We start from the raw sequence: 24,493 nt of genomic DNA, 5'->3' as shown, positions 1-24,493 counted from the left end.
TATTTCAGGAAAGTTCATTGTGGTAATGAAGCACAACGTTATTGTATATGGTTTGTTGCGTGGTTAAGTACGTAATTTAGCAAATAAAAACCGAATAGAAAATCTGCGAGGATTTTCGTAAGTAGGCAAGAATTAGCAATAAATTATATACTGTGTTAGAAACAGGCTTTCCACGATTGTCTAATCATATTTTTTAATAAATCGATATAGTTCCAACCAATTTTTCTTGAAGCCAATAAAGTCAAACTATCTTGATTTTGTCTGTGAGGTCGTGATGGTCCAGTCATATTAGGTTTCATATTCAAATCGAACAAGAAATAATTCCCGTTTTCATCTGCTCTACAATCAATTCGTATTGGTGCTTTGATATTAAGCAATTCTCCCGCTTTTTCACATTGCCTACAGACATCAATAGTTTTTCGTGAACTTAGTTCGTCAATTCCTAGAACAGAACTATTCTCCGTTACAGCTACTAGTCCGTTATAAGGTGCAATTCCATTTTTATGATTGATTCTTTTAACCGCAGGTAGGCACCAAGGCTCTTTGTGTAAGACTTCTTGATTGTCAATTAAATAATTACCTGAAGGCATTACGGTTATAGTTATTTCTTGACCACTTAAATATTGCTCAAGATATACCATATTTCCATATTCATTATTCTTGAATATTTCGTTTAGTTTGTTATCTAATTCTTTTTGGTTTCTGACCAATGAAACACCTTGACTTCCTCTTCCTCTTAATGGTTTTAGGACTAATGGGAAATCAATATTTAATGAGTAATTAGTCAAATTTTCTATTGCAATTAAGGTTGTTTTAGGGATGGGAATTTTATTTTTTCTTAAAATCTCATTTGTAAAATATTTGTCGTCATAAATATCGACTTGGCTTGGTAATTGTCCAATTAATTCAATATCTCGATCAAAAAAGTTTACGATTTCGTGACTCTTGTATAAAACTGTATTTAACCAAAAAGTATTTGCTCCTTTGTCCAACGCATCTTGAATTCCTTTTTTAGTATCTGGAAATACCCAATCTAAATCAGTATTAATATTTGGATTATTTATTGGTGTAACTATTTGGATGCCGTTCGTTTTCAATTCGTAAGCAATGTCTGCTCCGCTGTCGGAATAACCTCCAAGTTTCATTGGTTTTTGAACACCATCTTTAATTGGTGGAAGTTTGGATTGATATAGAATTGCAATTGTTTTCACGATGTTTTTTTAGCTTGTTGCCAACTAGTTATATAACAATAAATATACACTTTATCCTTCATTGTTTTCGGGGTAAGGTATATTTTGTTCCAGATGATAAGCATCTATAAACCTTATTTTTATTCTTATATACCTTAAATAAAGGCTTTAACTAGACTTATGTTTTTTTTGTTATGAATAGGAATACTTTATTATAGGGTTTAACACATTTGTTACCCTATTTTGTATTAATGTCAAAATTCATTATAATTCTAAAAAGAAAGCCATTCTACAGTATTGTAAAATGGCTTTCAGACTTGGGGCAGGTTTCAACTAATTCCATCCACCACCTAAGGCTTGATAAATTTTTACATTAGCCAAGAATTGGTCTCTTTTCGTTTCTATAATTTCAATTTTAGAATCTAAGGCCTCTCTTTGTGTCAATAACACTTCTGTGTATTCTGCTCTAGCAGATTTGAAGAGTTGAATAGAAAGGTCAATAGCTTCTGTCATTGCCTGAACTTGCTGTTCCTTTAACTCATAATTTTCTTTTAAATTATTGATGTTAGAAAGCGTATTAGCGACTTCAATATAACCGTTTAAAATGGCTTTTTCATATTCAAAAACGGCTTGCAGTTGTCTACTATTGGCATTACTGTATTCCGCTTTAATAGCATTTCTATTGATTAATGGACTAACCACATCTCCAACTAGTGAGTATAAAAGTGATTCAGGTGTACTAGTAAGGTACTTTGTTTTAAAGGCTTGTAAGCCAATACCTGCTTTAATACCAATAGAAGGGTAGAAGTTAGCTTTGGCTATTTTAACATTTAATTTTGAAGCTTTTAATTCATATTCTGCTTGTTTAATATCAGGTCTATTGGCTAAAAGTTGCGCCGGGATACCGGCTTCAATTGCATCTATTGGACGATTGATAAAATCGTCTGCATCTCTGTCAATTTTTTGTGGATAACGGCCTAAAAGAAAATTAATCTTATTTTCAGTTTCTACAATTTGTTGACGAATTTCAAATTTATTACTTTGATTTTTAAAGACTTCGGCTTCAAAACGTCTTACGGCTAACTGAGTTGCTCTAGCTGCCTGTTTCTGTAATTTTACCATTTCTAAAGCATTTTCTTGAAGCTCTAAATTCTGCTCAATGATAGTTAACTGATTATCTAAAGCCAAAAGCTCGTAATACGAATTGGCTATTTCTGAAACAATAGAGGTGACCATAAAATTCTTCCCTTCAATAGTGCTCAGGTATTCTAAAACAGCCGCTTTTTTTCCATTGCGTAGTTTTTTCCAAACATCGAGTTCCCATGATACATCTAAGCCTACTGAAAAATCGGTTAAAGGTTCTGGGAATTCTTCGTTTTCACGAACATCTAGATGCTGTTCTACAGCTCCGTTTCTAGTGTATTCACCAACTTTTTCAACTTCTGCGCCTGCGTAAACATTTACAAAAGGTAAATATTCACCTTTTCTAACTTTTACTTCATTATTAGCCATAGCAATGTGCTGTAGCATAATATTAAGCTCTTGGTTATTGGCTAGCGCAGTATCAATCAATGCGACTAGCTTTGGGTCTGAAAAGAATGTTTTCCACTGTATGGTGGCACTATTTGCCGAATCTGTAGTTTTATCTTGGTAGTGCTTTGGTACTGCTACGTTTGCGTCTCTTACAGCCTTTTGCGTAGGTACACAAGCACATAGTAATAGTAAGGTGAGCACACCAATAAGCTGTGATTTTCTAATCGAATTTATCTTATTCATCGTTTTTATTTTTACGAAGTTTTTTCAATAGTTTTGTGAGTTTGCTGATTTTTTCAGCATTGGCTACACTTTGATTTTTAGTTTCACTAACGCGCATCATTTCTTCAGAAATAGGTTCACTAGCTTCATCTTTAATTAGACTTTTTCCGTCTGCCATTTTTGCAAAAACATAGTACAGTCCAGGAATAATTAAAACACCTCCAAGTGTACCGATAAGCATACCACCTAAAGCAGAGCCACCAATGGTTCTATTCCCAATAGCTCCAGCTCCAGAAGCAATAACTAACGGAATTAACCCGGCAATAAAGGCAAAGGATGTCATTAATATTGGTCTAAATCGCGCTCTAGATCCTTCTATAGCGGCTTCTAAAATAGTAGCACCTTGCCTGCGTTTTTGGACGGCAAATTCTACAATTAACACGGCATTTTTACCGAGTAACCCAACCAGCATAATGACTCCTATTTGTGCATAAACATCATTAGCTAATCCCATAGCTTTAAGTAAAATAAAGGAACCAAAAACACCCACTGGTAAGGATAGAATTACAGCAAAGGGTAAAAGGAAACTTTCGTATTGTGCAGCTAATACAAAGTAGACAAATATGAGTACGACTATAAAAATGTAAATAGATTCATTACCTCTTTGAGCCTCGTCAAAACTTAAGCCTTCCCAAGCAATATCATAACCCCTTGGTAATTGCGTGGCAGCAACTTCTTTAATCGCTTTAATGGCGTCATCACTAGTGAATCCTGCCGCAGGCAAGCCTCTAATGGATGCTGAATTGTAAAGGTTATAACGTGTAATTTCGTTAGGACCAAGTTTCTTTTCAATACTCATAAAAGCAGAATAAGGAACCATTTCGCCTTCTTCATTTTTTACAAATAATTTTTCGAGATCTGTAGGTAAGCGTCTGTATTCTGGTGCTGCTTGGGTGTACACTTTAAAGAAACGACCAAAACGAATGAAGCCTTGCTCATAAGTACTACCAATTAAAATGTTGAGGTTTTCCATGGCTGTGCCAATAGTCACTCCTTTTTGCATGGCAATTTTGTTATTGATTTTTAACTCATATTGCGGATAGTTGGCAGAGAAGAAGGTGAATAAACCTGTTAGTTCAGGGCGTTTAGATAAGGCCTCCATAAAGTCATTATTCACACGCTCAAAATGATGATAATCTGTAGAGTTTGTTTTGTCTAATAAACGCATCGCAAATCCACCTGAAGACCCAAAACCTGGCACTGCAGGAGGTTCAAAATATTCTATAATGGCTCCTAGATCTTTAGTTTCGGCCTCTAGTTCTTCCATAATTTCATGAACGGAGTGCTCACGTTCTGACCAAGGTTTTAGGTTAATTAAACAAGTACCTGCGTTAGATCCTCGACCTTCAGTCATAATTTCATAACCTGCTAAAGAGGATACGGATTCAACACCATCCATCTCCTCACAAATTTTCTGTAGATTTTTAGCTACTTCGTTGGTACGCTCTAAGGTTGCACCAGGAGGAGTTTGTATAATAGCGTAAATCATACCTTGGTCTTCATTTGGAATAAAGCCTGCAGGTAACACTTCATTGGTAAAGAAAATTCCGGTACAGAAGGCTGCTAAAATTCCGAAAGTAATCACGCGTCTGGCTACGATTTTATTTAAAATCTTTACATAGCCACCTGTGAGTTTTTCGAATCCTCCGTTAAACCAATCAATAAAGCGATCTAATGGAGAGGTTCGCTTTTTACCATGGTTATTTTTTAATAACATCGCACAAAGTACAGGAGTTAAAGTCAAGGCAACAATAGCAGAAATAACAATAGAACCTGCCATGGTAATAGAGAATTGTCGGTAGAATACACCAACAGGACCCGTCATAAAAGAAATAGGAATAAACACAGAAACCATTACTAAAGTTATCGCTACAATAGCACCACCAATTTCACCTAAAACTTCATAGGAGGCTTTGTAGGGAGTGAGATGTTCTTCGTGCATTTTTACATGGACGGCCTCTACGACGACAATGGCATTATCGACAACAATACCAATAGCAAGTACTAAGGCAAATAGTGTAATAAGGTTAATAGATAGCCCAAATAGTTGCATCACAAAAAAGGCTCCAATTAAAGAAACAGGAACAGCAATAATTGGAATTAAAGTTGAACGCCAATCTCCTAAAAATAAGAATACCACTATGGCAACTAAGATAAAAGCATCTCGCAGTGTATGAATAACTTGATCTATAGAAGCATCTAAGAAATTAGAAACGTCATAGCTGATTTGGAAATCAACTCCTGGCGGTAAATCTACTTCAAGCTCTGTTAATTTTTCTTTTACAGCGTCAATAACATCACTACCATTACTACCAAAAGTTTGTTTTAAGACAATAGAGGCTGATGGGTTTCCATCTAAATTGGAATAAATATCAAAAAATTCACTTCCAAGTTTTACGTCAGCAATATCAGCAAGGGTAACAATTTGGCCTTCTTTATTGGCTTTAACAATGATTTCTTCGTATTGTTCGGGTTCGTTGTAACGATTTTGGTAGGTGAGTACATATTCTAAGGATTGTGAGGTTTTGCCCGAACTTCGTCCCAAACGCCCAGGACGTGCCAAAATACTCTGGTCTTCCATAGCTTCTAAGACTTCTTCCGCAGAAATATTATAAGCACGCATACGATCTGGTTTTAACCATACACGCATAGCAAATTTTCGACTTCCTAAAATTTGAGCACTTGCAATACCTTTAATACGTTGTATCTCAGGGATTATTTTGGTGTAGGCATAATTGTAGAGAAACTTTTCGTCGTTAGCTTTATTCTCACTCGATAGGTTAACGTACATTAACATGCTGGGTTGTACGGGTGTAATAATAACTCCTTCACGTTGTACCAACTCTGGAAGTAACGGCATTACCTGATCGACTCTCGTTTTTACTCTAACAACGGCTTCATTGGGATCTGTACCAGGTTCAAAAATAACACGTAAGGTGCCTTCACCAGCACTTGTGGCATCAGAAGCGATATAACGCATATCTTGAACACCGTTAATTGCGGTTTCTAATGGGATTAATGTGGAATTTACCAAAACATCGGCACTTGAACCTGGATACGCAATAAAAATATTGACTGTGGTTGGTGCAATTTGCGGGAACTGAGATATAGGTAATTGCTTTATCGCTAAGCCACCTATAAATATAATGATCACCGAAATGACAATAGCCAAGACGGGTCTTTTAATAAATTTTTTAAACATGATGATGTGTGTAGATTAGTTAGAATTACTCTGCGTAAAGTTCTAGATTAGATAAAACGGTAACAGGATCTACAGTTTTTGTATGAATCTCTTCCTGATCTCTTACCATTTTTATACCTTCAAGTAGTATGGTTTCGTTTTCAGACACACCTTTTTCTACAATAAATAAGTGCGGTAATTCTGCACCAATAGTGATTTCTCTTTGGTGTACAACATGGTTTTTATCAACAACAAAAACATAGGTTTTGTCTAAGATTTCAAACGTGGCTTTTTGTGGTACAATAACAGCATCCTTGTAAGGAATTGTCATTAAAATGCTTCCTGTTTCACCATGTCTTAAAATTCCATCAGGATTAGGAAATGTTGCTCTAAACGCAATATTTCCGGTCTCGCTATCAAATTCACCTTCAATTGTTTCAACAATGCCTTTTTGATTAAAACGCTTATTGTTTGCCATTAAAAGCTCAACATTTGTGTTGTTCTTTTTAGCTTCACTGGTAATATAATCAAGGTATTCTGCTTCTGGCACATTAAAATACACCCACATTTGGCTGTTGTCAGATAGTGTTGTAAGTAGTTCTCCTTCATCTAAAAGGCTACCTTCTCTAGCTTCCAAATGGTTAATAATTCCATTAAAAGGAGCTTTTATACTGGTAAAACCTAAGTGAGTTTGTGCTAAAGAGACTTCGGCATTGGCTTTCTCTAAATTAGCTTTCGCCATGGCCAATTCATTAGGCGATACTACATTTCCATCGGCTAGTAATTGCGTGTTGGCGAGTTCTATTTGCGCAACTTTAGATTCGGCTTTAGCCTTGTTGAGTTCTGCTTGATAAATGTTAGGCATAATCTGAAATAAGGGTTGTCCTTTCTTTACGTGTTGCCCTTCATCTATAGAGATATGTTTTAAATAGCCCTTTTCTAAAGCTCTTAATTCGATATGTCTAATCGAGTGGATTTGACTCACATAATCTTTAATAAGCGTTGTGTCTTTTTTTATTGGAGTGGTTACGAGAAATGTTGATTCTTCGTGTTTTTCTTCTTTGTGTTTTTCACAGCTCGCTAGAAAAATAAGCATAAATAGGCCTGTGAAAATGGTTGTTTTTTTAATGGTGTTCACGTGTAAAATGATTTTATAAAATGATATAATTTATGGGTCAGACCCCTGGAAAAATGGGAATGACATTTTTAGAGTTGGGAACTCTACCTCCTTTAATAAGAAACAGACCAATAGCAATTGCGGGTCTGTTTTGAAGGAATTAAATTATAAAAACTTGGAATTGTACATGAAGCCTAAGACTAGATTCATGGATAACGTTTTGTGGACGATATATGTTTTTTTGAAGCAGTTTAGAAGACTGTTCAAACAATAGCGCATTAATAAAGGCTGTTTCTAAATAGTCTTTGTAATACTGTTTTTTAGTAGAAGCTTCTTCGTCTTCTACTTTATTGCTTTCAATGATTTCAACATTTCGTCTGTCGTCTGTACTCTTATGATGTGGAACAAAAGTTGCACCACTTGATTTCTTTGTGTAATTAAGAGAGACACTGCAATGGTGTGTAGTGAGTGTATTTATTGAATTAGCAACAGCTTCACTCGCATGTATCTTAGCGAATGTGCTTAGTAATAAAACAAATATTAAAGAAAGATATTTATTGAAAGTCTTTTTCATTTCAGGGCTCAAAACTATACCATAAGATTTACTTTACCAAAAAGTGACAGTTTAAATTTTAACATCATTATGATAAATATTTCTTAAAGAAATATAAATTTCAGTGTTCTGAATAAGATCTTTTGAATGTCTAATTGTTTCTACTTTAAATAAGGCACTTGGATTTAGTCTCATTGATTTTATCCTTTAGGCTTTTGTTTATTCGTAATTGTAATAAGTTGTTATATCATCATCCTCTAAATCCTTTACAACTAATTCTGTTTCTGAAATGCTTATAATTTCATCTGATAAAATTAAGCCATTATTTGTGCCTTCATCTGAAGGGAAATTTCGGTATAAAATATTGTTTTCTATAGACCAATTTCCATTTTCAGTATAGTGTTGGCAAGTATTTCCACCAGCCCAATATTTATATTCAATATCTCCATTACCTTTTAAATTATAGTAATTATTCTCACAAGAAACCCCTTGTTCAATATCAAAGTATTGTGTGCCTGTGTACCATTTTTTTGCAAATCTTTGGTCAAGTGAATTATTTTCGTCATCATTTGATGAGCAAGACTGAAAAGTGAAGCTAAAAACGATTGTTAGCACTAGAATTTTGAATATTATTTTCATTTTTTATTTGAAGTTGGTTTGATTTTTATGGGGATAATAATCTTGGCTGAATATGCCAAATGTAGTTTTAATTTGAAGTTGAATAAACGGATTCAAAAGTGTTGTTTTCGGTATTAAAAGTAACGGTTAATGTATTGTTGTCAATAGCACCTCCTGTTGAGGCTATTGATTCAGAATTAGTGACTTCGTAAGAAGAATTATTGTCTATGTTAGTTATTTTTACATAAGTGTCAGATAAATAATTACTTCCGCTATTTACTTTAAATGTTATACCAATTAAGTTCGAGATTTCAACTGTTTTTTCGTCTGCCAGTTCAGTGTAAGCTGCTGGGTTAATTAGTTGTGTTGTCTCACTTTGAGGTTGTCCATTTTCATCATTCCATAAAAATGTGATATCTAAATTTAAATCTGCATCTGAAAGTTGAGATGTGTATTCAATTTTATAAAATCCGGTATTTTCGTTGTCTTCTGAAGTTTTGTCATCATCACTACTACAACTTATTAAAATTATAGCAAAAAAAAGTAAAGTAAGTTTTTTCATAAATTTTGTTTATTCATATAACACAAATCGTACTTACATATGTACAGTTGGGCTTTAGAAGCGCCTAATTTAAGAAATAAAAGTAGCATAGCTAATAGATGGAGTAAAATTTAGAAGGAGTTTAGTAGGCCAGATAAATAAGGTATTAATAATTCTTGGTTTAATGCGAAACTACTTTTAGCCCAACAATTGAGATAATTAAGGTTGTGATAAAAAATAGGCGCCAAAATGTTGCTGGTTCTTTAAAAACCAAAATACCAACCAGAACAGTTCCTACAGCGCCAATACCTGTCCAAACGGCATACGCTGTTCCAATAGGTAAATGTTGCGTCACTTTTAAAAGAAGTCCCATACTTATGCCTAAACAAATAAGAAATCCGATATACCAATAGGTGGATTCAATTCCGGTAGCCTCTTTAGCTTTTCCTAGGCATGCGGCAAAGGCAACTTCAAATAGGCCTGCAATTATTAATAGTATCCAATTCATTTGTTGTTCAATTTTTGTATCAACAGTGAAGTTTTTATTTTGAAAATGCATTTAAAATTGCCATGGCTTTATCGGTGTCTTTTTTATCGACAAAAATATGGTCATGATAATAGGCTGCAACCACATTGCAACTAATACCATTTTCAGATAAAGCTTTAGAGAATGCGGCTGTTAAACCAACGGCTTCTAAAGAAGAATGTACGGTAAGTGTAATCCAAGATGCCACAAAAGCATAGTCTAAATTGAGTTGGTCTGCGACTTCTTTTTTAGTGACAAGGGTAATGCTTTCCTCTTCTTTAAAAGTCATTATAATTTGGTTCAAATTGATTTGTTCCAAATGTTCTGTTTTACAAAATACAAATTCGCCAACATTATGTTTTGGTTGCAATGATTTTAAAAGTGTCTCTAAATTTTTTTGTCCAGTCATTTATTTAGCACTTTTAGTTAGTCTTTGTAATTCATTTAAGGTGGCTTTTCCAACACTATGAGCTGATTGTGGGTTCTGACCTGTTACTAATCTTTGAGCTGTAACAACATGTTTTGTAAAAGGTGCAGATTTTTCAAAAATAGCACCACGTTCTTTTAATGTATCTTCAAGTAAAAAAGGAACCACATCTTCTAATTTTACTTTAATCTCTTCTTCATTGGTAAAGGCGTTTACTTTTTTGCCATCTACGAGATAGGATCCATTACTTAATTTAATGTTTACAAGACCTGCAGAGCCATGACAAACAGCACTAACAACGCCGTTGTTTTCATATATTTTAGCTGCAATCTCTGCTATTTCTGTGTTGTCTGCAAAATCCCACATAGCACCATGACCTCCAGCATAATGAATAGCTATATAATCATTGGGATTAATTTTATGAGGTTGTTTTGTGTGTTCAATTTTGTTGCGGTAGATGTCGTTATCCCAAAATTTCTTATTGATTGTATCTGTCATATCAAAGGCATCAACAGGTGCTTTTCCTCCTTTTGGACTTACAAAATCTATTTCGTAACCAGCAGTGTGTAATACGTCCCAAGGGTGTGAAACTTCTCCGAGATAGTAACCTGTTTTTTCACCTGTATTACCTTTTTCATTATGACTAGTAACCACAAACAATATCTTTTTTAAAGCTTTAGTTTCTGTTTTTACTGTTGATTTCTCTGTGTTGTTATTATTGTTGCAGCTCATAAAAAGAACCATAAACAAGAATAGAACAAGAGCTGTTTTAAATTTTATTGTATTTAACATATCTAAACTATTATTTTAAAATTAGGCTTTAAATTATTCCGATTTATTAAAAGGTGAAAAACAATTTTATAACCTTTAATAGCGAATAATGTTAGAGGACAAAATTCTTAAACATTTTAGAGAAACTATTTAACAAATGATAAAAACGACATTTATTTTATGTTTGCCCTAATTCTACTTAAGCTCACTTGAGTAATACCCAAATAAGAAGCAATATGAGAGAGTTGCACGCGTTGTATAATGCTAGGATGATTTTTGAGAAGTGCTAAATACCTTTCAGTTGCGGTATTAAATTGCAGAGAGATAAGTCGTTCTTCGGATTTAATGAGTTCTAATTCTGAAAATTTACGCCCCCAATTTGCAATTTGAATGTCTTCTAAAAAGAGTTTTTGAAGTTGTGCTATTTTTAACTCGTAGAGTTCGCAATCTTCTAATAGTTCTACATCTTCATACCCTTTTTGGTGATTCACATAACTTTGCATAGAAACAATAGGATCACCTTCTGTACCAAACCAAAATGTAATTTGATGATCCTCTGAATAGGCATACGCTCTTGCTATTCCTTTTTTGATAAAATAAATACTGGTTTCAATTTTATTGGCTTTAAATAAAATATGCCCTTTTGGAAATGTCGTTTCAGTTATTGACGCTTTAATTAAATTTTTGGATGGAGTGGTTAGTGGATATATGGTATCAATAATTTGGTTTATTTCCATTTATTTGTGGCTATTTCATTTTAGTTAAGAGTGGTAAGCGTTTTTAGCTTTTAATAATGTCTCTATATTCCTCAAAGAAGGCTTCAAACAAATCCATGTTTTTATTAAAAAACTCCATAACAGCTCTCCATGTATTTTTGTTATGGATGGATACCTTTTGTTCTAAAGGTAAATAAATTCTAGAAATTTCTTTTCCATTTTCGAGTATGTACTCTTCTTCAAAAATAACATCAGGTAGGAAATCGCTTTTTAAAATATTTTTTAAAGATTCTAGCGCTTGCCAGCAGTTAATTCGGTTTTCTAAATTGTCCTCTAAATCTAATGCGATCAAGGCCGATTTAGTATCGAAATGAAATTTAAATGAAACGCCTTTAATTTTGGTGTCGTATAAAAGCCATTTTCTTGGAAATGATTTTCCGAAACTGGTCCAAAATTCTTGTCGTAGTAGTCTTGATTCTTCTTTTGAAAACATTAAATAAAATAAGCTATTAAAATACCTAAACAAATAGCCACTAATTTAGATAAATTAAATTTATGACCTTCACTAGATTCAAATAAAATAGTTGTAGAAATATGTAAAAAGATACCAATTACAATGGCGTTAATGACATCTACATAGGTTGCCATAAAGGTTGAGTGGTTAGAAATAAAAGTCCCCAAAGGTGTCATTGTTGCAAAAAGGATCAAGAAACTCACTATCTGTAATTTGCTATAGTTAGATTGTAATAAAAAGGTTGTGACTAAAATAGCAATCGGAATTTTGTGAATTAGTACACCATACACCATATCGTTGTGTTGGTGAATAGGAAACCCTTCTAAAAAGCTATGAATACATAAACTAATAAAGAGTAACCAAGGAAAATCGGTGTCGTCTTTATGAACATGTAAATGGCCATGCTCTGCACCTTTAGAAGAGAATTCTAAAATAATTTGTAGCAAAATACCACACATTATATACAAACCTGTAAGCTTAGCATCAATATGATCATAGACTTCTGGTAACAAATCAAAAAGGGTTAATGCTAATAAAAAAGCTCCACTAAATGATAACAGTAATTTGGTGTAAATTGACTTTTGTTTTTTAGTTAATAAAGCAATAACAACACCTATAACGACGGCAAGTAATGGTAAAAAATAACTATTCATGTAGTTTACTTAAAAATCATGATTAAGCGTTCTGAGGTTTTAGAATGGTATTTTCGTAATTTATAATCCCCAAAAACATCTAATAAATGAACTCCTGCTTTTTCAAAAAGAGTTTCAAAATCTTCTAATGTAAATGCTTTTACGCGTTCTTGAAATTGAAACGCTTCTCCATCAGCATTGAAACTAATATCTTTAATGATATAACCATCTTTAACCGACCGTTTTTGCAGAAAATCAATTCCTTCAACTGTTTTTACATTTTCTTTTACTAGGTTTTCAATGATGTAGTTGGAGTTCATAAAATCTATGACACCAAATCCAAACGCATTCAATTCTGCTTTAATAGATTTTATGGTTTCTAGGTTGCAATTTTCATCTTCAAAATAACCAAAACTAGTAAAGAGGTTAAAAACGGCATCAAACGTATCTGGATATGGTTTACTCATATCGTGTACATTAAACTTTAGCGTTTCATTTTCAAATTGATTAGCGTAATTAATGCTTTGCTCAGATAAATCTACTCCTGTAACCTTATAGCCTAAAGAGTTGAGATACACTGAATGTCTACCTTTTCCGCAGGCTAAATCTAAAATTTTACCGTGTTCAGGAATGTTAAGATAGTTAGTGAGATTATCCATAAACCCTTGAGCTTCTGCATAATCTCTGTCTTTATATAAAATATGGTAGTAAGGTGTATCAAACCAAGATGCGTACCATTGTTTAGTTGATTTACTCATAACGTTAAATGTCCTACAAAAATACTGTATTTTTGCAATGAACTCATATTGACTTTTAGTTTTAAACCAAAAAGTTTGGCTTTTAGACTGTATTGAAGTTGTTTTTTCTTAACACAGCGTCACTACGTTTATAAAAAACGCAAAATTAGAATGTAAAATGGTAATTTTTACAAGTAAAAAGAAAAAGTTAATAAGAGTTTAAGCTATATGACGTAACACATGGAAGAAAATTACAAGATGCTAGCCAAAACCCTATTTGGCTTCGAAGATATTTTAGCAAAAGAACTCACACAACTTGGAGCCATGAAAGTGGAAAAAGGGGTGCGAAATGTGAGTTTTGAAGGTGATAAAGGCTTTATGTATAAAGCTAATCTTGGGTTGAGAACAGCTATAAAAATACTAAAACCTATTCATTCTTTTAGAGTCACAAGGGAGGAAGATCTTTACAAAAATGTAAAGAATATGAAATGGGAAACGTATTTGAAATCTACAGGTTCTTTGGCCGTTGATGCAACCGTTCATAACAGTGTGTTTACGCACTCGCAGTACACCGCGTTAAAAACTAAAGATGCTATTGTAGATCGTTTTAGAGATATTGATGGCACACGTCCAAATGTTGATTTACGTTTTCCGGATTTAAAAATTAATGTACATATAGACCGTCAGCGTTGTACAATTTCTTTAGATACTTCTGGAGAATCATTACACCGACGAGGTTATAAAACGGCAACGAATATTGCTCCAATAAATGAAGTTTTAGCAGCTGGCTTAATTATGATGAGTGGTTGGGATGGACAAACCGATTTTATGGATCCCATGTGTGGTAGTGGAACGATGCTTGCGGAAGCGGCCATGATTGCCTGCAATATTCCACCAAATCTAATGCGAAAAGAATTTGCTTTTGAACGTTGGGAAGATTGGGATGTAGAATTGTTTGAAAAAATTGAAGAATCTCTTTTAAAGAAAACACGCGATTTTCATCATAAAATAATGGGATACGACAAATCTCCTTCAGCAGTTGCAAAGGCGAAAGAGAATATAAAGAATGCACATTTAGATGAATTTGTACATATTCAGCATGAAGATTTCTTTAAAACCCAAAAATCTGGACATGAGAAATTACATATGGTATTTAATCCTCCGTATGGAGAGCGTTTAGAGAATTTGAATGTTGAAGAATTCTACGGAAATATTGGTTCAACATTAAAACATGGTTATCCAAATACCAATGCGTGGCTAATTACTTCTAATTTAGAAGCTTTAAAGTCGGTTGGATTACGACCATCTCGAAAAATAAAAGTTTTTAATGCTAAACTTGAAGCAAGGTTAGTGAAGTATGAAATGTATAAAGGTAGTAAGAAGGCTAAGAAACAAGATAACTAGTGTTCTAAGGCTTCTAATTGCAAATTATAATCATACTGCAAATCTTCGTGTAATACTTTAATCTTTTTCTTAATAGAAAGCACTTGGCGCTTATAAATATTACTTAATGTGGTATTTCTATGGATAGATGGTTGTAGTTCGTTCATTTTTTCGCAGAAATAGAGTAGAAGTTCTACCTCAGTAGTTTTCTTTAGAGAATAGCGACTATACACACGAATTTCTCTTAAGATTTTTCTAATCGTTTTCTTCATATAGAAGTAACTATCGGTATTAATGCCTTTAAAAAGTTCGTCTAAACTTGCTTTTACACTAGCGATATAACCATCTTCATCGTGAGATTCAAACAATAAATAGGTGAGTAGGGCTTTATTCTCTTTTTTAAATTTACCTAAGCGTAAACAAAGCTCTAAAAGCTCTTCTTGAGTAAGGTGTTTTAATTCCTTTTTTATGGTAACTATAGATTCAATTTTCATGATGTAAATTTAGAACTTTTAAAACAGAATCCTTGTAGGTCTGGCCAATAGGAATTGTATGTGTGTCTATCGTAATTTGATTGCCAGAAAGACGATTCATTTTATTCAAGTTAATGCAAAATGATTTATGAATACGCAGAAAATTATCAGGTAAGGAGCTCATAAATTTTGAGAATGTACTATGCGTAACAATTGTTTTTTCTCTAGTATGTACTTTAACGTAATCTCCAAAAGCTTCAATATATTGGATATCGGTATAAAAAACCTTGTGTAATACTTTGTTTTCTTTTAAGATCAGGAAATCATTGTCGGTAGTCATTTTCTTTTTAATAACCTTATTTATGGCCATTAAAAACCTTTCGTAAGCTATTGGTTTTAATAAGTAATCAATAGCATTAACTTCAAAACCATCTACAGCATATTGAGAGTAGGCCGTGGTAAAGATAACTTCAGGCGGATTCTTTAAAGATTTATAAAAGTCTAAACCCGTTTGCTTGGGCATATTAATATCCAAAAAGAGCAGATCTATAGTGCTATTTAGTTGTAAAAACTTAAAAGCTTCAGCGGTATTACTGCAGGTGGCTTTTAGGTCTAATACGGTAGTTTCATCTATAAAATATTTTAGAACACGTTGCGAAGAAGGTTCGTCGTCTACTATTATACAACTTATACGTGTTTTATTTTTCATTACTAATAGTTAATAGAACTTTAAAAACTTCGTTTTGTAATTTAGTTTGAAACTGATGCTTGTTTGGGTAGACTAAATTTAAGTTATTTTTTAAATTTTCTAAACCAACACCAGAATGTTTGTCTTCTAATTGATTGCTTGTGTCTAAATTAGTGTTTTCTATCGTAAATCTAAATTGGTGACCTTTTTGAGATAGTGCTATTTTTATAGGTGAGTTAATTTCTCCTGCTATAATTCCGTGTTTATAGCTGTTTTCTAGTAAAGGCAAAAGTAACATTGGGTATATTTTGAAATTTTCATCTTCAATATCAATATTTAACTGTGTAGAAACTGGTAATTCTATACGATGATTTTGAAATGAAATGTAGTTTTTCAGTAAAGCGATTTCGTCTTTTAAACTAACACGCTTAGTATCTGAATCGTAGATAACATAACGTAAAATATCTGAAAGCTGAACAATGGCCTCTGTTATACCATCTTTTTTTTCTAAAGCTAAAGCATAAATAACATTTAATGAATTAAATAGAAAATGTGGATTTAATTGGGCTCTTAAAGTTGAAAGTTGTGTTTCTATATGTTGATTTTTAATTTTAAGTAGTTGATTTTGGTTTTTGTTAAAGTAAAACCAATCTTCAGTAAGTTTAAGTAAGCTTGTGGCTACTAAAAAGATTATGAATACTAAATATATATTCTTGTGAGACACATAGGATATAAAAAAATAACTCGGAAATAGGACATCTAAAATAGGCTGTAAAAGCCATGAACTGAGAGTGGCAAAGACAACTAGGTTTATAATAAATGTAACACTGTAAATAAGGTATTTTTCTTGCTTGAGGTAATTGGGTATTAAAACGTAAAAATTAATTAAAACAGGTATTGCTAGTGCTGTTAAGAAAGTTAAAGTATAGGCAAAATCTACACGTATTGGTAGTTGGCCTTTTGAAAAAATAAACAGTAAGATTACAAATGCAAACAACCACAGTACACTATTAAAACGTAGTGGCCTATGGTAATTAGATTTTAATATGGTATTAAAGTTAAGGTTTTGCATTTGCTCTTGTTAGTGCTATTTGATCCGATTCTGTCCACTTATTTTCAATATCAGCGTTTAGATATTTTTTTAAAAAGCGATACAGTTCTTCAGAGGTCGCTGTAAGCAATAGTGTTTGTTCTGGACCAATACTTTCGTGCTTTAAACGTATTTTGTTTTCCTCGAAGATATCTTTTATACGTTCCTCACTAAGCCAAGAAAACATAACGTTTTTGTCCGTAGTAAAATCTAGTTTTGCTACAGAGTGTGTTTTTAGTAAGTGCTCTGCAGCTAAACTGTTTATTTCTTCGTCTTCAATGTTTATAGGTATAAAGTCTAAGAAATATTGGTTTTCAATTTTAAAAGGCATGGCTATAAAAACGGCTTCTTTTTCATTTTTGATGTAAGTAACGAGATAGCCATCTTTATAGGTGTTGTATGCTAATTTGTCGTCTTCAGAGAGTTTTATGCCTTCTTTTTGGTCTTCTTCAAATTTTGCTTGGAACGATTCTACGGTCCATTGTCCTTTTTTGTGATCTGTCCATTTACCTAATAAGTGTTGGTTATAGTGTAAACTGCTTGTAATGTAAAACGGTTGTAGCGATTTTACAATGCAAGAACTAAAAAGTAAAACACTTAAAATTAACAGTACTCCTTTTGTTTTCATAAGTTATAAATTTAAAAAGTTTTCTCTAAAGTCTTTAAATAATCAATTGTTTACAACAAAATTCGACAAACAATGTGCAACTCATGTCAAACAAATAGAAAAAAAAAGAGGGCAATTGCCCTCTCTTATATGGTTTGTAAAACCTAAGCTTTGATGTAAGTTTAGGTTTTTGAATTTTAGATAACTAAAAATTTAATTTGTGTATAAATTATCTCAATTTAGGATAATCAGCAGGACTTAACTCGTGCATTACATCATAAATAGCCTCAAAGATATCTTCTACAGATGGTTTTGAAAAATAATCGCCATCAGTACCATAAGCCGGTCGGTGTGGTTTTGCGGCTAGTGTCTTCGGTTTGCTGTCTAAATATTCGAAAGCATTTTGCTCATTTAATATTTGATCTAAAATATATGCCGAAGCACCACCTTTTACATCTTCGTCAATTACCATTACTCTATTCGTTTTGGCAATACTCTTTACAATATCATGGTTTAAATCGAATGGTAATAAAGATTGAACGTCAATAATTTCTGCATCAATACCAACTTCTTGTAGTTCTTTTGCGGCTTGTTCTACCAAACGTAACGTAGAGCCGTAAGATACTAAGGTAATATCTTCACCTTCTCTAATTGTTTCAACAACTCCTATTGGTGTTTTAAACTTGCCAATATTGTTAGGTAATTTTTCTTTTAATCTGTAGCCATTTAAACATTCAACGACTAAAGCAGGCTCATCACTATCTAGTAATGTATTATAAAAACCAGCGGCTTTAGTCATGTTTCTTGGTACCAAAACATGGATACCTCTAATAAGGTTTATAACACCTCCCATTTGTGAGCCAGAATGCCAAATACCTTCTAGTCTATGACCACGAGTTCTTACAATTAAAGGAGCTTTTTGGCGGCCTTTGGTTCTGTAATGTAAAGTAGCTAAATCATCGCTCATAATTTGAAGCGCATACATAATGTAATCTAAGTACTGAATTTCTGCAATAGGGCGTAAGCCACGCATTGCCATACCTATTCCTTGTCCTAATATTGTCGCTTCTCTAATGCCTGTATCAGAGACTCTTAGTTCTCCGTGTTTTTCTTGAAGTCCTTCTAGGCCTTGATTAACATCTCCAATATATCCTGCATCTTCTCCAAATATTAATGCTTCTGGGTAGTTGCTAAAAATCGCATCAAAATTTTCTCTTAAAACCACACGACCATCTACTTCTTCTGCATTAGCATCGTAGGTTGGAAGTATTTCAGATTGGTTTAAAGCATTAAGTTTGGATTCGCTATGTAAATGCGAACTGTATTTTTGTTGTACAGAATTGATATAATTGTTGATCCAGTTTTGAAGATTTGTTTTTGCAGGAGATGATTCTGCTACAACATAACGTAATGCTTTACGGGCTGCGGATAATAAATCTCTTCTTAACGGTTCGTCTATAGCTTCTAAATCGTTCTTTAGTTTCTTTATAAATACACCATTTGAACTTGTAGAAGCCAATTGGTCTAATAAACCAAGTACTTCTTTGCTTTCTGCATAAATAGGATTTATAAATGCAGACCAAGCGGCCTTTTTACCTTCTCTAACGGCTTTTTTAATCTCTCGTTCTAAGGCGGTTAACTCTTCGTCTGTAGCAATGTTATTAGCAATAATCCATTGACGCATTTGCACATTACAGTCGTATTCTGCTTCCCAAGCTAAACGTTCTTGGTTTTTGTAACGTTCATGAGAACCAGATGTAGAGTGCCCTTGTGGTTGTGTTAACTCTTGAACATGGATCATTACTGGAATATGTTCTTTTCTTGAAACTTTTGCAGCACGTTGGTACGTGTCCATTAACTCAGGATAATTCCAACCATTTACTCTAAAAATCTCGTATCCTTTTTCGTTTTCATTACGTTGAAAACCTTTTAGTATTTCAGAAATATTTTCTTTTGTAGTTTGGTGTCTTGCATGTACTGAAATGCCATAATTATCATCCCAAATGCTAATCACCATTGGTACTTGTAAAACACCTGCGGCATTTATAGTTTCAAAGAACAAGCCTTCACTTGTACTAGCGTTTCCAATGGTTCCCCAAGCAATTTCATTTCCTGATTTAGAAAAATTAGTCGCATCAATACCTTCAACTTGTCTGTATATTTTTGAGGCTTGTGCTAAGCCCAAAAGTCTAGGCATTTGTCCTGCTGTAGGAGAAATATCTGAACTTGAGTTTTTTTGTTCCGTTAGGTTTTTCCAATTGCCATTTTCATCTAAACTATGAGTGGCAAAATGGCCTCCCATTTGTCTACCTGCAGACATTGGTTCTTCTTTTAAATCTGTATTGGCATACAATCCAGCAAAGAATTGCTCAATAGTTAATTCGCCAATAGCCATCATAAAGGTTTGGTCTCTGTAATATCCAGATCTAAAATCTCCATTTTCGAAGGCTTTAGCCCAGGCAATTTGAGGAATTTCTTTTCCATCACCAAAGATGCCAAATTTAGCCTTACCAGTTAAAACTTCTCTACGACCAAGTAAACTACATTCTCTACTTGTTACGGCAAGTTTGTAATCGTTTAATACTTCTGCTTTAAAATCGTCAAAAGTTATTTCTGTTTTGGTGTTAGGTTTGGTCTTCATGAAGGTAAAAATTTATATAGCGAAAGTACAAAAATTAAAAATTTTATGCAACAGCATTTGACGTTATAATATTGCGATATTATTAGTAAAATATAAATATTGATAAGAATATTTTAAAATATTCAACAATTTTAACTTTTCAGTAAGAATTTGTTAATACCATTTTCGTCTAAACAGACCTAAAAGTACTTGAGGATCTATAGTGAACATAAAGCGGATACGTTCGTCGTAATTTTGTTCTGCGATTTCCCAACCCAAGTTAGAGTAAACTGGAAAATAGATTTCAAAATAGTCTTCTACAAGATTTAATCTAATACCAGAATCGTAAACAAATTTTGGAGAGTTGTATTTGTTTTTTACGAGGCCTGCATCACCATAGGCTTGAATATATCTCCAAATAGAGGTACTAAAATTAGCCGTTGTCATCCATTGGTTGGCAAATGGTGTCTCTAATTGCGATTTAAAACCACCTTCTGCAATTATAATTTGTTGGCTAAACAGACCAGAAGCTTCAGAGCGTCCTAAATAATTTAAATCAAATAGGTAATCTGTAGGTCTATCTAATGCGAAACTAAAATAGTTAGAGCTAGGATCAGAATTGTTTTCTAAAAAGAAACCTGCAAAAAATCTAAAGTTGATATTTCTATTGCTTTTTGTGAGTTGTCTAAATTCGTAATTAATTGAGAGTTTACTGAATTTGTCTGCTATTTGAAGATCGGTATTAAACTTAGAGTAATTAATAATGCCTGGATTAGATTGTGTATACCTCAAATTAAAGACTCCATAATCGGGTTCATCTAAAACAGCAATAGCATTCTCACCAAATTCTCGGTCAATACTTACATATCTGGCCATAATTTGGTCTATCTTATTGGATCTAAAATTAGAATCATCCCTAAATTGAAAAGTGATAATTGGACGAATTCTTGTAAAAAAAGCATCTTGACCTAAAGATTGGTAGCCTGCAGTAATACCATAAGTGATGTCAAAAAGATTTTTGTTCTCTATGTTATGAGTATAAAATATAGAGGTAGACCCTGTAAGTGCTCTAGATTTTGTAGCGTATTGAGGTGAGAAGCGATAATTTAATCGTTTTCTTAAAATAGTTTTATTATAAATCTTTGTGCCAAGTGTTAAACCATCATAAATGTTATTGAACTCAACTAAGGGCATAAAAAACACCTGATTGTAATTAGGGTCTTCAATATCTTTAAATAAGCGAAATTGTAATGGTTTATTATTTAAAAAATTACCTTTTAGAGTTTTATAATTATCGCGCTGATTGTATTCTGGAATAACATTGTCGTGATCTAATACAAATTTCTCAGTGCTGTCTTTAGGCAATGTGATGGTTTTAGTGTCTTTAATGTTTTCTACCCATAACTTACCTATAACAGAATCGTTTTTTAACTTAAACAACGATATAGGCATTGAGTTATCTCTCTTATTCTTTAAGGTTAATTTTATAGAGTCTTCAGTAGTTTTTATAGACTTAATTTTAAAATCAATTTTTTTTCTGGTATTAACGTAGTCTGTAAAAAACCAATCAATATCTTTTGATGTTTCAGCTGTAATGAAAGTTTCAAAATCGCTAATTGTAACTGGTTGTAGTTGGTTGTTTTTTAAAAACGATGTAATACTTTGAGATAAATCAATATCGTCAGTGAACTGATCTAAATAATTGAGGCCAATTCCGGCTTTGTATTTTCCTGCAATATTGGCATTAAATTTTGTTAAAGAGTCTTTTGAGGTTGTTAAGGGCTGATCTAGGTTTTTTCGTGCAATTTCCATAGAATACAGAAAGTACTGAAAGTTAAAATCTAAGTCCGAAGCATGAAAAGACTTAATACCCCAAAAATCGGCTAAAGTTCCTAATAGTTTTACATCAGGATAGTTGTCTTCAACATATTTAATTAAATAGTAGATTTGAAGCCCTTCACTTAACCAATGTTCTTTTCTTGGATTAAGTAATAGTGTATTGTTAATGTATTTTTTTAAAGCTGTTTTAACTAGTTTTAATTCATACTGAAAATCTTTAGGAAAAGGTCTAAAAAAAGCGGGTAATTGATTAAGACCATAGAGCGGGTTTTTTTGATAATCGATAGAAGATACTAATAATTGCTTATGAGGATATTCTCCAAGATGTTTAGTGAGGTACCGTGTAATCTTGTCTGTTAGTAATGCTTTGGCGTGATCTTGTAGTCCTTTTTCCTTAATGTTAGAAATTAAAATAAAGTCATCTGTTTGTACAAAGGTATATGGAGGAAACTTATGTAATGATAAATAGGTGTCAATACGATCTTTACCACTAAGTATGGTGGTTTGGGTTTTGTTATTCGTTTGGGTGGCATTAAAATCTAATTCTGAAGTGACCTTGTAATTCCTAGGATGTGTAATACTTAGTGTTATATCGGATTTAGGGATGAATAAATCGTCTAAGTTTTTATTGCTGTAATACTGCCATTCACCATTATAAACGGCAGGTGTGATATACCAATATTTTAAATCGAAATCTTTAGTTTTAGAAACACCATAGCCTGTAAAAGTAGCATCTGGTATTAAAAGCTGATAGTTAAGGTGTATCGTATAAGAATCATTAGGTTGTAAAGGGGTTTTAAGGACCACCTTAATGACATCTACATGATTTTTTAAGCGGTTATGTTCTAAGGAATTGTTCTTGTTGTCTCTAATAGCTGTTATTAAGGTAAAACCACGTTGCTCATTTTTTGCTAAGTGAAATTTTGTGCTAAACTCTTCTTCAAAGCGTTGGGCCAATGGTGTAGATTTACTAGAATAACTATGGTTCCAATCATTAAGATATATTTCTTTTAAAATAGTGTTAGATTCATTTTTATAAACAATAGTCTGAGATATCGTTATTGTTTTTGTTTCTACATCTACACTAGCATTAATATCCATAGCATTTTGAGCTGCAATACTGTAGCCAAATACTATTAATAAAGTCGTTATGATTAAGTTTTTGTTCAATTAGAAATAATAAATTTTATAGGGTTTGAATTACTGTTATCTATGTTTGCATAAAATAATCCGGTTTGTAAATCAGAAATATCGAAGTGTTGTTTAGCTTCTGAACTCATTTGGAATAGTTTTACTTTCTGACCTAAATTAGTATATATTACTAAACATTTATTGTATAACTCAATATTGGTGATATTAATTGTGAGACTATGATTTATAATTGTTGAGTCGAGGTTAAAACCAGGCGAAAATCTAAAATCTTCTACACTTAAAAAAGAAGCATCTGTTTCTAGTGATAAGGTAACAAGGAGGTGATCGCTAAAACTGTGTAATGCATTTCTTAATTCATACGAAAATTCAGAACCAGTGGTTTCACAATCTAATGAGTTTATAGATTTATTCCAGCAAGAAATTAATCCGTTATTACCATACGCCTGATAAGAACCTGGAACATACGTTATATTTGCTGTATTTATCATATTGTCTGAAGTTAGTATAAAATCAAAACGATCATCAAAACCACCTGTAGCTCCACCTAAACCAGTTTGTGTACGTGTAGATTGTGTAAATACATCAATATAATCGGTGTTATTGTGCCAACTACCAATGCGATTTACAGGATCTACAAATGTGATGGTATTACTTTCATTTAATAAGGTTTGAAACGCGGCTTCGCTAGAGGTATATAAATTTAAATCGCCGCCTAATAAGACATTAGTGTTAGCAGGTAAAGTCTCTAGATAACCTTCAAGATCTTCAATCATTTCGAAACGCTTTTGTGCATTATAGGCTCCGCTAGACGCTTTTAAATGACTAATAATAATATATATTTCTACAGGATCTGTAGTTTGATTTATTGTTTTTAATTGAATCCGATAGACATTAAAATCTCTTAGATAAGTGGGAACAATAATTTCTTCTTCAATAGTAAATTTTGAACTGTCGTAATATAAAAGATTCTGTAAATCATTTTGATTACCATCAGTATCATCAGAAGTGTTAGAAGTGAAGGTTGCCATTTCATAATTAGAGTTAATAGCAATCTTTGTTGTATTTAAGAGAACCATGGCTCCAGTGATATTGTTGAGCTCACAGACTAAAAATAAATCGGGTTGATAGTCAGATAAAATATAAGACAAATCATATATACGATTAGGAATCGTATTTTCTAAGGGATAATTTAATAAATTATAAAACATCACTTTAACTGTTTCTTGAGCAGAAACGGTTAAAGTGAATAAAGTAATTATAAAAAAACCTACGATTTTTTTTTTCATAGCAAAGAAGGGATTCT

General features: G+C 32.8%; 22 protein-coding genes. 1 reads left to right on the top strand and 21 read right to left on the bottom strand.

Features of this window, described 5'->3' with window-relative positions; all coding sequences use genetic code 11:
* Positions 1–155 precede the first annotated feature (155 nt).
* The 14 genes from KO504_RS02090 to KO504_RS02025 form a co-directional block, all read right to left on the bottom strand.
* Entirely contained in the window at positions 156–1,211 is a 1,056-nt protein-coding gene (locus tag KO504_RS02090; RefSeq protein ID WP_354667374.1) for an ATP-grasp domain-containing protein, read from the bottom strand.
* A 312-nt stretch (positions 1,212–1,523) separates the two neighbouring features.
* Complete coding sequence (locus KO504_RS02085; RefSeq protein ID WP_215924670.1) at positions 1,524–2,966, bottom strand: TolC family protein; 1,443 nt, start codon at positions 2,964–2,966, stop codon at positions 1,524–1,526.
* The gene (locus KO504_RS02080; RefSeq protein WP_215924669.1) at positions 2,959–6,207 is read right to left on the bottom strand and encodes an efflux RND transporter permease subunit; all 3,249 of its coding nucleotides are present in this window, start codon (positions 6,205–6,207) and stop codon (positions 2,959–2,961) included. The genes KO504_RS02085 and KO504_RS02080 overlap by 8 nt, the downstream gene beginning before the upstream one ends.
* A gap of 25 nt (positions 6,208–6,232) precedes the next feature.
* A complete protein-coding gene (locus tag KO504_RS02075; protein WP_354667375.1) occupies positions 6,233–7,315 on the bottom strand; it encodes an efflux RND transporter periplasmic adaptor subunit in 1,083 nt (360 codons plus the stop codon).
* Positions 7,316–7,463: 148 nt separating this feature from the next.
* Positions 7,464–7,877, bottom strand: coding sequence for a hypothetical protein (locus KO504_RS02070; protein ID WP_215924668.1), 414 nt, complete (start codon positions 7,875–7,877; stop codon positions 7,464–7,466).
* A 198-nt stretch (positions 7,878–8,075) separates the two neighbouring features.
* Positions 8,076–8,495: a hypothetical protein gene (locus KO504_RS02065; RefSeq protein WP_215924667.1), complete on the bottom strand. Its 420-nt coding sequence runs from the start codon at positions 8,493–8,495 to the stop codon at positions 8,076–8,078.
* A 67-nt stretch (positions 8,496–8,562) separates the two neighbouring features.
* Complete coding sequence (locus KO504_RS02060) at positions 8,563–9,036, bottom strand: hypothetical protein (protein ID WP_215924666.1); 474 nt, start codon at positions 9,034–9,036, stop codon at positions 8,563–8,565.
* A 160-nt stretch (positions 9,037–9,196) separates the two neighbouring features.
* The gene (locus tag KO504_RS02055) at positions 9,197–9,523 is read right to left on the bottom strand and encodes a DMT family transporter (protein WP_215924665.1); all 327 of its coding nucleotides are present in this window, start codon (positions 9,521–9,523) and stop codon (positions 9,197–9,199) included.
* A 34-nt stretch (positions 9,524–9,557) separates the two neighbouring features.
* Positions 9,558–9,950 (bottom strand): ACT domain-containing protein, encoded by a 393-nt coding sequence (locus KO504_RS02050; protein WP_215924664.1) that lies wholly within the window; start codon positions 9,948–9,950, stop codon positions 9,558–9,560.
* Positions 9,951–10,700 carry a type 1 glutamine amidotransferase domain-containing protein gene (locus tag KO504_RS02045; RefSeq protein ID WP_252723598.1) on the bottom strand — a complete coding sequence of 250 codons (750 nt, stop codon included), beginning with the start codon at positions 10,698–10,700 and terminating at the stop codon, positions 9,951–9,953.
* Positions 10,701–10,912: 212 nt separating this feature from the next.
* Positions 10,913–11,476 (bottom strand): Crp/Fnr family transcriptional regulator, encoded by a 564-nt coding sequence (locus tag KO504_RS02040; protein ID WP_215924663.1) that lies wholly within the window; start codon positions 11,474–11,476, stop codon positions 10,913–10,915.
* A 43-nt stretch (positions 11,477–11,519) separates the two neighbouring features.
* A complete protein-coding gene (locus tag KO504_RS02035; protein WP_215924662.1) occupies positions 11,520–11,948 on the bottom strand; it encodes a DUF4268 domain-containing protein in 429 nt (142 codons plus the stop codon).
* Positions 11,948–12,622, bottom strand: coding sequence for a ZIP family metal transporter (locus KO504_RS02030; protein WP_215924661.1), 675 nt, complete (start codon positions 12,620–12,622; stop codon positions 11,948–11,950). Before KO504_RS02030 ends, KO504_RS02035 begins: the two co-directional genes overlap by 1 nt.
* 5 nt (positions 12,623–12,627) lie before the next feature.
* Positions 12,628–13,359, bottom strand: coding sequence for a class I SAM-dependent methyltransferase (locus KO504_RS02025; protein WP_215924660.1), 732 nt, complete (start codon positions 13,357–13,359; stop codon positions 12,628–12,630).
* 219 nt (positions 13,360–13,578) lie between these two features.
* Here KO504_RS02025 and KO504_RS02020 point away from each other — a divergent pair, with 219 nt between their 5' ends.
* Positions 13,579–14,742 carry a THUMP domain-containing class I SAM-dependent RNA methyltransferase gene (locus KO504_RS02020; RefSeq protein ID WP_215924659.1) on the top strand — a complete coding sequence of 388 codons (1,164 nt, stop codon included), beginning with the start codon at positions 13,579–13,581 and terminating at the stop codon, positions 14,740–14,742.
* Here the strand turns inward: KO504_RS02020 and KO504_RS02015 are convergent.
* From KO504_RS02015 to KO504_RS01985, 7 genes are all read right to left on the bottom strand, one after another.
* A complete protein-coding gene (locus KO504_RS02015) occupies positions 14,739–15,215 on the bottom strand; it encodes a hypothetical protein (RefSeq protein WP_215924658.1) in 477 nt (158 codons plus the stop codon). The two genes, KO504_RS02020 and KO504_RS02015, sit on opposite strands and share 4 nt — an antisense overlap.
* The gene (locus KO504_RS02010; RefSeq protein ID WP_215924657.1) at positions 15,205–15,903 is read right to left on the bottom strand and encodes a LytR/AlgR family response regulator transcription factor; all 699 of its coding nucleotides are present in this window, start codon (positions 15,901–15,903) and stop codon (positions 15,205–15,207) included. The genes KO504_RS02015 and KO504_RS02010 overlap by 11 nt, the downstream gene beginning before the upstream one ends.
* Positions 15,893–16,954 carry a sensor histidine kinase gene (locus KO504_RS02005; protein WP_215924656.1) on the bottom strand — a complete coding sequence of 354 codons (1,062 nt, stop codon included), beginning with the start codon at positions 16,952–16,954 and terminating at the stop codon, positions 15,893–15,895. Before KO504_RS02005 ends, KO504_RS02010 begins: the two co-directional genes overlap by 11 nt.
* Positions 16,941–17,600, bottom strand: a complete 660-nt coding sequence (locus KO504_RS02000; protein WP_215924655.1) for a hypothetical protein — start codon at positions 17,598–17,600, stop codon at positions 16,941–16,943. Before KO504_RS02000 ends, KO504_RS02005 begins: the two co-directional genes overlap by 14 nt.
* Positions 17,601–17,808: 208 nt before the next feature.
* Positions 17,809–20,220, bottom strand: coding sequence for an alpha-ketoacid dehydrogenase subunit alpha/beta (locus KO504_RS01995; protein ID WP_215924654.1), 2,412 nt, complete (start codon positions 20,218–20,220; stop codon positions 17,809–17,811).
* A gap of 153 nt (positions 20,221–20,373) precedes the next feature.
* Entirely contained in the window at positions 20,374–23,208 is a 2,835-nt protein-coding gene (locus KO504_RS01990; protein WP_215924653.1) for a metalloprotease, read from the bottom strand.
* Entirely contained in the window at positions 23,205–24,476 is a 1,272-nt protein-coding gene (locus KO504_RS01985) for a hypothetical protein (protein WP_215924652.1), read from the bottom strand. Before KO504_RS01985 ends, KO504_RS01990 begins: the two co-directional genes overlap by 4 nt.
* Positions 24,477–24,493 lie beyond the last annotated feature (17 nt).

The organism is Winogradskyella psychrotolerans, from assembly GCF_018860565.1.
Taxonomy (GTDB): Bacteria; Bacteroidota; Bacteroidia; order Flavobacteriales; family Flavobacteriaceae; genus Winogradskyella; species Winogradskyella damuponensis.
The sequence above is the reverse complement of the archived record's forward strand: the minus strand, read 5'-3'. Positions and strand labels throughout refer to the sequence as shown.